The sequence below is a fragment of the Fusobacterium sp. DD2 genome (assembly GCF_018205345.1).
In the GTDB taxonomy this organism is placed as follows: Bacteria; Fusobacteriota; Fusobacteriia; order Fusobacteriales; family Fusobacteriaceae; genus Fusobacterium_A.
Genome location: NZ_JADRHM010000085.1, coordinates 1 through 8,815 on the forward strand (window position 1 = coordinate 1; position 8,815 = coordinate 8,815).

The window sequence follows — 8,815 nt, forward strand, 5'->3', positions numbered from 1 at the left end:
CCCTTTTTTCTTTTCAAAACCTCTATTATTAACCCTTTATTATCATTTTTATCACTCCATCTTCACACTGTTCGGATATAAATTCACTAGTTATTCACATATATCGCAGAAATAAAACTTAGTTATTTTGTCCTTAATAGGACTTGAAATCTGTTTTTTCCCATATTTTTATATAAAATTGTTTCTTTTTTGCTGTTTCAGCCTATAAAAAAGATACTTAATAAATTAAATATAGATTAATATTTTTAAATTTTCACACTTTTTATTTAATTATATTTAATTTTATTAATAATTTCATCTAATTTCAGACACGCTATTGATATATTGAATATTATATACTATAATTTAACAAAATATATGAAAGAATTTTTTCATATTTAAATGATTTTGAATATAATTTTACTTTGAAACTTGCCATTATATTACATTAATTTTTATATTCATGATTATAAATACAAATTTTGTATATATAACATATAGTAATTACTAATTATATAAGACAATTTTTACACAGTTCTCTCTACTTAAAAAATGTTATTGGTTATTTTGTTTTCTATTTCGTTACTGAGGGGGGAAATTATATGAAAACTATCGTTGATGTTGAAAAAAGTATCAAATCATTTTTGAAACGGTCAAAGATGTATTCTTACTCAACCGCTCTGTTAGTAAATTTCCTTATAACAGGGCATATGGCTTATACACAAGAAGAAATAATAATTACTGAAGAAATTGTTGAAACAGTGCCTAGCAGACAGCAGCTGGATTCGGAAATCGATGGACAGAAAGCTAAAATTGATGAACTTCTTCGTGCTAATGAAAACTCAATTAATAAAATTGATATTGAAGTAGCTGAACTGCTGGAACAAGCTGAACAGGTTGTAAAACCTTGGCACAGATCTTGGCAACTTGGTGTAAACTACTTATGGTCTAAAGACAAAAGAGATAGTAAGAAAAGACCAGTAGTTTATAGAAAGAAATTTGCTAATCCATTAGAACGTTTTATTTCTAAGAGTTCTTTAGCAGCTAGACGTGCAAGTGGAACTTTAGGTGTAGCATCTATCACTCCTGTTCCATTGAGAACTTTAGGTGCAACTACTATGGACTTTGACACAATATTTGAAGAACCTAAATCACAGGTAACTCTGACTATTGGTATCACTCCTAAGAGTGCTCCTGATATAAACGTTACTACACCGGAGGTTACTCCACCTACTATTTCAGCTAAATTTGAACCTACATTTATCAAAGCACCTACACCGCCTGAAATAATACCATCTACTGTACCTGTTATTACACCACCTAGACTTACTGGTGGAGGGGCAAACCCTAGTAACAGTCAGTATTCTATCTGGTACGGAAATAACCATGGAATAATATCTCAGATAAGTGTTAAAAAGGGAACTATCACTCTGGAACCAGGAAATAAGGTAACAGCAACAGGTTATGAATATGATGCATCAATTCCTAAACAAAATGGTTATAGCCAAAGTAGTAGTCACAGTGACACTACACCACCTGATGGAGTTGAGGAATCATTTAATCAAAGATTCTTTAACACACTTCTAAATGTTCCATACTCAGAGTTTGGTAAAGATGTTGTTATCAATAATAGAATAGATGATTTTATTCTAATTGACCTTGAAACAGAGGGAAGAGTAAAAGATAAAAGACTTCAGGCTGATGGAACATTCTCATCTAGTTCTGAAACAGGAACATTGGAACTATATAAAAATAATAAATATATTGACGAAGCAAGATATAACGAGCTGAAAAGCTATAAAGATTACTCTGGTATATGTGGTGAAGACGCAAACGAAGCTCTTGTTTTCATAAATAAAGGGCAGGTAAACTTAGAAGGACAAAAATCTACATACTTCTATACTACTTCACATTATGACGGAGAATACAGAACTAACTTTATAGATAATGAAGGAACTATTACTGCTAAAGGTAAAGACTCTATAATTATTAAACACACTCCAGATACATACCAAGCAAAAGCATGGATTTACAGTAACGAGGGTAAAATGTATGCTGACGGAGAAAATTCAATTATTGCTGGTTGGGCTTATAGTAACCTTGAATATGGTAGAGCAGGATTTGTAAATAATGTTATTGCTCAGGTAAGAGGTCCTAAAGCAATAGGAGTCATCTTCTCACAAAACTCTGGAAACTCTACTATGAGAGAGGGACACCTTGTATACCTTAAAAAACCAATTGATCTTTTAGGAGATAAAAGTATGGGATTTGTTTCTATGAATACAGGTGAAGCTGCAAGAAATATAAAAAATCTTGCAAGAGTAACTATTGGTAAGGAAGCTCCTCAACCATTTGGACAGATAACTAAACCTGACTATAAAGATGATAAGGTGGATGAAGCTATTGGTATCCTCCAATCTCATGCAGAGGAAACAAAAGTAACAGCTACAATAGATATTGGAGAATATTCAAATAAAGGAATAGGAATAATTGCAAACCAGGATAAAATTACTATTCTTGAAAAAACGCCAGGTACTGAAGATGTAGTAGAAAGTCTGCTTACAATCTCAGGTGGTACAGATAACAATGGTATTGTAACTGCCGAAGGTGTAACTGGTGGAGGTAGTGAAATAAATCCTACAGTTGATTATAATGGTAAAATAAATGTAACTGGTGGTACAGGAACAAAACTTGCAATTGCTCAACCTACATCTACTATAAGATTGTATGGAGATATAAATATAGGGGATAGCAATAACTATATTAAGGATATCACTGGTGCTTATGCTACTGGAGTTAACGGAGTGGTATACTATCAACATCCAGATAAAATCAAAGCATACATAACTGGTAACAGTGTAATTGCATTTGCTGATAATAATGGTCAAATATATATAGAACTAAATGACACTCCTGCAGATCCAACTATATTTGTAAAGAGTGAAACAGGTGACGGTGTTCCATTTATTGCACAAAATGCAGGTAAGATCCAGGCTAAACACTCAAATGTTAAAATTGAAAATGGTGGAAATGCTGCCTATGCAGATGGTGCAAACTCAAAGATAACTCTTACAAATTCCAAGATAGATTACAGCGGTAAGGGATATGCACTTTATGCAAGTAACGGTGCAATAATAGACTTCTCAGGTTCTGAACTTCTACTTCGTGGAAAATCTACAGCTATGGAACTTGATGTTGATAAAGATGTTACTGCATTCTTAACAACTCAACAGGCTAAAGATTACTTTAAAGACCAGGTAGTTGTTTTGGAAGGTAACTCAAGTGAAAAAGCAACTGCACTTGCTGATAACTCAATCAATATCAAATCTGGAGTTAAAGTTTCAGCTGCAAGACTTGATAACAATGGTAATGGTGCTATTGGTGTATTTATAAACCATGGTATCGTTAATAATAAAGGGGAAATCATAATTGGTAAGAACAAAGATGGTTCTGAAAACAGCAACCCTAACAAACAGGGAATAGGTATATATGCTGTTAACGGTTCTAAAGTTGATAACACTGGTAAGATAGAAGTTGCTGACAATGAAGGACTTGGAATATTAGCAATGTCTTATCGTCTAGATGACGATGGAAACCCTGTAGTTGATGAATTTGGAACTGTTGCTAACCAAGGTGAAATCCATGTAAATAACGTAGGATCTATAAAGGTAACTGGAAATAAAGCAATAGGTATCTACGCTCGTAACAACAAAGACAATACCATAACTAACCAGGAAGTACACAATAATGGTGATATCGAACTTACTGGTAATGGTGCTGTAGGAATGTATGGAGAAGGTTAAAATTACCAACGATAAGAATATCTTTATAAAAGGGCAAAAGAATAACATAGCTCTACTTGGTAGAAAAGGTGCTGAAATGGTTAACAATGCTAAATTAGTACTTCCAGATGTTGCAACTGTTGAAGATGCTCATATTGGTATGTTTACTGATGACAGTAACACTAAACTTATAAATAACAACGATATTGAAATTGGTAAAAACAGTATTGGTATCTATGCTAAAGATATAGCTGTCAACTCAGGAAAACTTAAAGTTTCATCTGGCGGTATTGGAGTTATATCTTCTAGTGGAACAGTTCTTCTTGATACAAATGCAAACATAACTCTTGCAGATTCTATAAGACCTGTACCTGTTACAACTCATTCAAGCAGTTCAGTTAGACCTAATATTACACTGGCTAGCTCAACTGAAGAAAATCCATCAATTGCTCTTATGACAACTGGAAACAACAGTGATGTCACTAACAAGGCAGATATAGATGTTGGTAAAGAAGGATATGCATTTGTATTTAAAAACAGTGGAACTGCTGGAAACCCAGGAATTAAATTTAAAAATGAAGGTTCAACAATAAAACTTAAAGATAACGCAACTTATATCTACTCTGAAGATAAATTTGGAGAGATAAAACTTGATCAGGATACAAGAGTAGAAGCTAATGGAGATAAAGTCTATGCTATTTATTCAGCTGGTAATATTGTAAATGATGGTACTATAGATATGTCTCAAGGTAAAGGAAACGTAGCTATCTACGGTTATGGTGGAGCTACACTTACAAATGATGAACATGGTAATATTATAGTAAGCGCTACTGACAGAGCTAACCAACTTTATGGTATCGGTATGGCAGCTGGAGAAGTTAATCCTGAAACTAAGGAAATAATTTCAACTTCCACGATAGTCAATAAAGGTACTATTGAAGTAGATAAAGAGGGCAGCATAGGAATATTTGCTATAGGACGTGGATCAAAAGCAGTCAACAAAGGTACAATCAATATTTCTGAAAACAAAGCTATTGGTATGTATATTGATGACGGAGCTGTAGGAGAAAACCACGGTACTATTGAAATTACAGATGCAACTAAGACTGGTATAAATGCAATATTTGCTGTTAATAATGCCGTTATTAAAAACTACGGTAGAATTATAGTCGATGGTTCTAGCAATAACGGTATCTACCAGGTTAACAGTGAAATTAAAGAGAAAGGTACAATTGTTGTAAATAGTGTGGAATCTGATGATACTTCTGTAAATTCTTACCAAATTGCAACTGTAACTGCAAGTAAACCTGAAAAATCTCTTGGTGACGTAGCAATGAAGAAAAATCCAAAAACTGGAAATATCGAAGTTATAATAGATGGAAAAGAAGTAAATCCTGTTAGAATCGATACTATAAATCCAGTGGATAATTCACATAAGATAGAAGAAATCACTATTAATAATGATATCATGAATATCTCTAACTTCCATATGCAAGACCACATAACTGATTCCATGATTAATAACCTTGGAATGTATGTTGATACATCTGGTATAAACTTCACTAAACCAATTGAAGGTCTTGATACAATAGGCAACATAGATGCTCTTGATTTAATCTTAGGTATTGAAGCAACAGAATATACAAATGCTAAAACAATAGAAGTTGGAGAAAATATCATGGATCCTTATAACGAAGTTGTTAAAAAACTTAAGAGTAACAATGCTGAAATAAGATTTGATATACATGCTGGAAGCTTAACTTGGTTAGGTACAATTAAAGAAACTGCTAGTAAATCAGCATTTGAATATGCTGTACTACAAAAAATACCATATACAATAGCAGCAGAAGATAAAGATGGAAACATAATTAATCAGGATCTTTATAATGAATTAGATGGTATTGAACAAAGATATGGTATTGAGCCATTAGGAAGCAGAGAAAGACTTGTATTCACTAAGTTAAATGGAATAGGAAAAGGAGAACCTGAACTATTCGAACAAGCTGTAAATGAAATGAAGGGTAACCAATACTCTAATACTCTAAGAAGAGTTAGAACAAGTCACGACACATTTGCAAGAGAATTTGATAACCTAATGCATTGGAGAACAGAAACAAAAGATACTATGAAAGTTAAAGTTTTTGGTGAAACAAGTAAATATAGATCTGGTAAACTTGATGTAAATGATTACACAAGAGATGCACAAGGTGTAATAATTCTTAATAATAATGAAACTGTTAGACTTGGACAAAGTAGCGGATTCTTCGGTGGAGTTGCTAATGAACAATTCAAATTTAAGGATATTGGTGGATCTAAGGAAAAAGCTATAACTGGAGAAATTGGATACTACAAATCAAATGCTTATGGATACAACAACGAGGTTAACTGGACATGGAAAGCTGGTATTGAAGGATCATATAGAAGAATGGATCGTAAATATCTAGTAGTTGATGATATATTCCATGCTAAATCTAAATACAATACTTACGGAGTATTCATAGATAATAGAGTAGGAAGAAATTATAGAGTCACTGAAAACTTAATTGTTGAACCTTATGCTGGATTAGATCTTGCAGTTGGAAAAGTTGGAAAGATTCACGAAAACAAAGGTGAAATAAGATTAGATGTTAAATCTAAAGATTATTACAGTGTAGTTCCAAATGCTGGAGTCAAAACTAAATATAATATTCCTGCTGGTAAAAATATTATAGTTACATCAGTAGATGTAAATGTATCTAAAGAAGTTGGAAACATCTATGATAATACAATGAAAGCTAAAGTTAATAGAACTAGTGCTGGATACTACAGCTTAGTAAATGATAAGAAAGATAATGCAACTATTGGTGTTGTTGGTAGAATAGGTGTTGAAAATGAAAGCTACGGTGTAGCTCTTAAAGCTGGATACTCTAGTGCAAATAAAGCCATCAATGGTGGTTTAGAATTTAGAGTTAAGTTCTAGATTACCCCCCAAATAAGAAAATCTCCCCCTACACAGGGGGGGATTTTCTTATTTAATAATTCAAATTATTTCAATATTTTTATAAAAACAAAAAACCCCTGTAGCAACTACAGGGGTTATATTTATTTATCTTATTTTTCTAACATTACATTTTTACCAGCAATTTTACCGAATACTGTAATATCTGCAATAGCGTCACTACCTAAACGGTTAGTTCCGTGGATATCTCCAGTAACTTCTCCTGCTGCAAATAATCCTTTTATAGGTTGTCCTTTTGCTCCTATTACTCTTGCATCTTCATCAATTTTTAATCCACCCATAGTGTGGTGAACAGCTGGAACTGCTTTCATAATATAGAAAGGTCCTTCTTTTGTAAATGGAGTTAATTTTCCTCTCTTGTTAAACTCAAGGTCTTTTCCATCTCTAGCATATTGATTGTATTTTTCAACTGTTTTTTCTAATTCTTTTGCATCTATTCCAAAGAAATCAGCAGCTTCTTTAATACTGTTTGCTTTTACAAGCAGTTTGTTATTGAATAGGTATTCAACTTCACCTTTATGATTTTTAGCTACTCCTGAGTTATCAACTTGAGCTTGGTCACAGAATTGGTAAGCTACGCTTCCAGTTTGTTTCTTTATAGCCATAGAGATAACGTCTCTTCTTTGTAACTCTTCAACAAAACGTTTTCCTTCCTGGTTAATTAAGATACTTCCACCAGCAAGTCTAACGTCACCAAAGTATAATAGTGCACCACTTATAGGGTCACAAGTTGGGTAAGTTTGAATATATTGCATATCTTCAGTTTTAGCTCCTATTTTTTGAGCCATTTCAATACCGTCACCAGTTATTCCAACTGTGTTAGTAGATAGTATGCTTTCATCTATATCCTTATTATATTTCATTCTCATTTGAACGTTTGAACCAAATCCACCACTTGCAATAATTACACCATTTTTAGCATTAAATGTATATTCAGTTGTTTCACTTGTTGCTTTAACTCCTACAACTCTATCTTTATCCATAATAAGTTCTTTTGCTGGAGTTTCATAATATACTTTAATTCCTAACTCATCAGCTTTAGCAAGTAATTTTTTAATCATTTCAACACCAGTAGCATCTTTTGGTACAAGACTTCTTTTTACTGAGTGTCCACCAAAGAATAATTGTCTATCTTCAAAAGAAACATTTACATAGTCTCTTAACCATTTTGCTCCATCTAGTGCATTATCAGCTAATACTCTAACTAATTTTGGATCTCCTTCATTGTCTCCACCTTTTAAGATGTCATTGTAGAATGTATCTGGACTGTCTTTAATTCCTTCTTTTTCTTGAATCCAGTTATTAGGAGCTGCATATTCTCCTCCAGAAATTAGTGTATTTCCTCCAGCAAATGCCATTTTTTCTAATACAGCTACATTTTGTGCCCCATTTAATTTTGCCTCTATTGCTGCTACAAGTCCTGCTCCTCCAGCACCTATAACTACAACATCTTCATTTACAGTTTCTTTCTTTAATTGTGCAACTTTTTCTATTTTTGGTCTTTTATTTAATGCTTTCATATCTGCACCAGAATTTTTAAGCGCATTTTTTACAGCTCTTTCTACTGCTCTTGAAGAAGAAGTAGCTCCTGCTGCACCGTCAACCCTTAAACTTTGATACTTAATTATATTTTCAGATACTTTTCTTACAGCTGCATCTGATAAAATTGGAGTATCTCCATTTTCAACTACATTAATTTTTTCAATTTTGTCTTTTGATACTGTTACTTCTGCTTTAAAATCTCCTCTGTAACCTTTTGCTTCACCAACATATGTTCCTGGTTTAAACTCAACAGCATAAGCGCTACAAGTCAATAATAAAGTCATAATGCTTAATAAAATCTTATTGTTTTTCATATCACACCTCAAATTTAATAATATAAACGTTGCCATTATTATATTATATATACAACATTTAATCAATATATTTTTTCATTTTTTTGAAAAATAATGTATTATTTTTAAATTTTTCTCTCTATAATCGTAGTATTATTTATATTTTTGAGACAGTATTTAAAATATATATTTTCATTGATTATATAATTAAGTTTTTTTAT

At 32.4% G+C, this 8,815-nt stretch carries 3 protein-coding genes; 2 read left to right on the plus strand and 1 reads right to left on the minus strand.

What is annotated here, in order from left to right:
• The first annotated feature begins 581 nt into the window (after positions 1-581).
• Entirely contained in the window at positions 582-3,782 is a 3,201-nt protein-coding gene (locus IX290_RS10520) for an autotransporter-associated N-terminal domain-containing protein (protein WP_211493145.1), read from the plus strand.
• Entirely contained in the window at positions 3,769-6,720 is a 2,952-nt protein-coding gene (locus IX290_RS10525; protein WP_211493146.1) for an autotransporter outer membrane beta-barrel domain-containing protein, read from the plus strand. The genes IX290_RS10520 and IX290_RS10525 overlap by 14 nt, the downstream gene beginning before the upstream one ends.
• A gap of 131 nt (positions 6,721-6,851) precedes the next feature.
• Here the strand turns inward: IX290_RS10525 and IX290_RS10530 are convergent, their stop codons facing one another.
• Complete coding sequence (locus IX290_RS10530; protein WP_211493147.1) at positions 6,852-8,615, minus strand: flavocytochrome c; 1,764 nt, start codon at positions 8,613-8,615, stop codon at positions 6,852-6,854.
• Positions 8,616-8,815: the final 200 nt, after the last annotated feature.

Coding starts and splice junctions, on each gene's coding strand:
- IX290_RS10520 (WP_211493145.1), top strand. CDS start 582: ATGAAAACTATCGTTGATGTTGAAAAAAGTATCAAATCATTTTTGAAA.
- IX290_RS10525 (WP_211493146.1), top strand. CDS start 3,769: ATGGAGAAGGTTAAAATTACCAACGATAAGAATATCTTTATAAAAGGG.
- IX290_RS10530 (WP_211493147.1), bottom strand. CDS start 8,615: ATGAAAAACAATAAGATTTTATTAAGCATTATGACTTTATTATTGACT.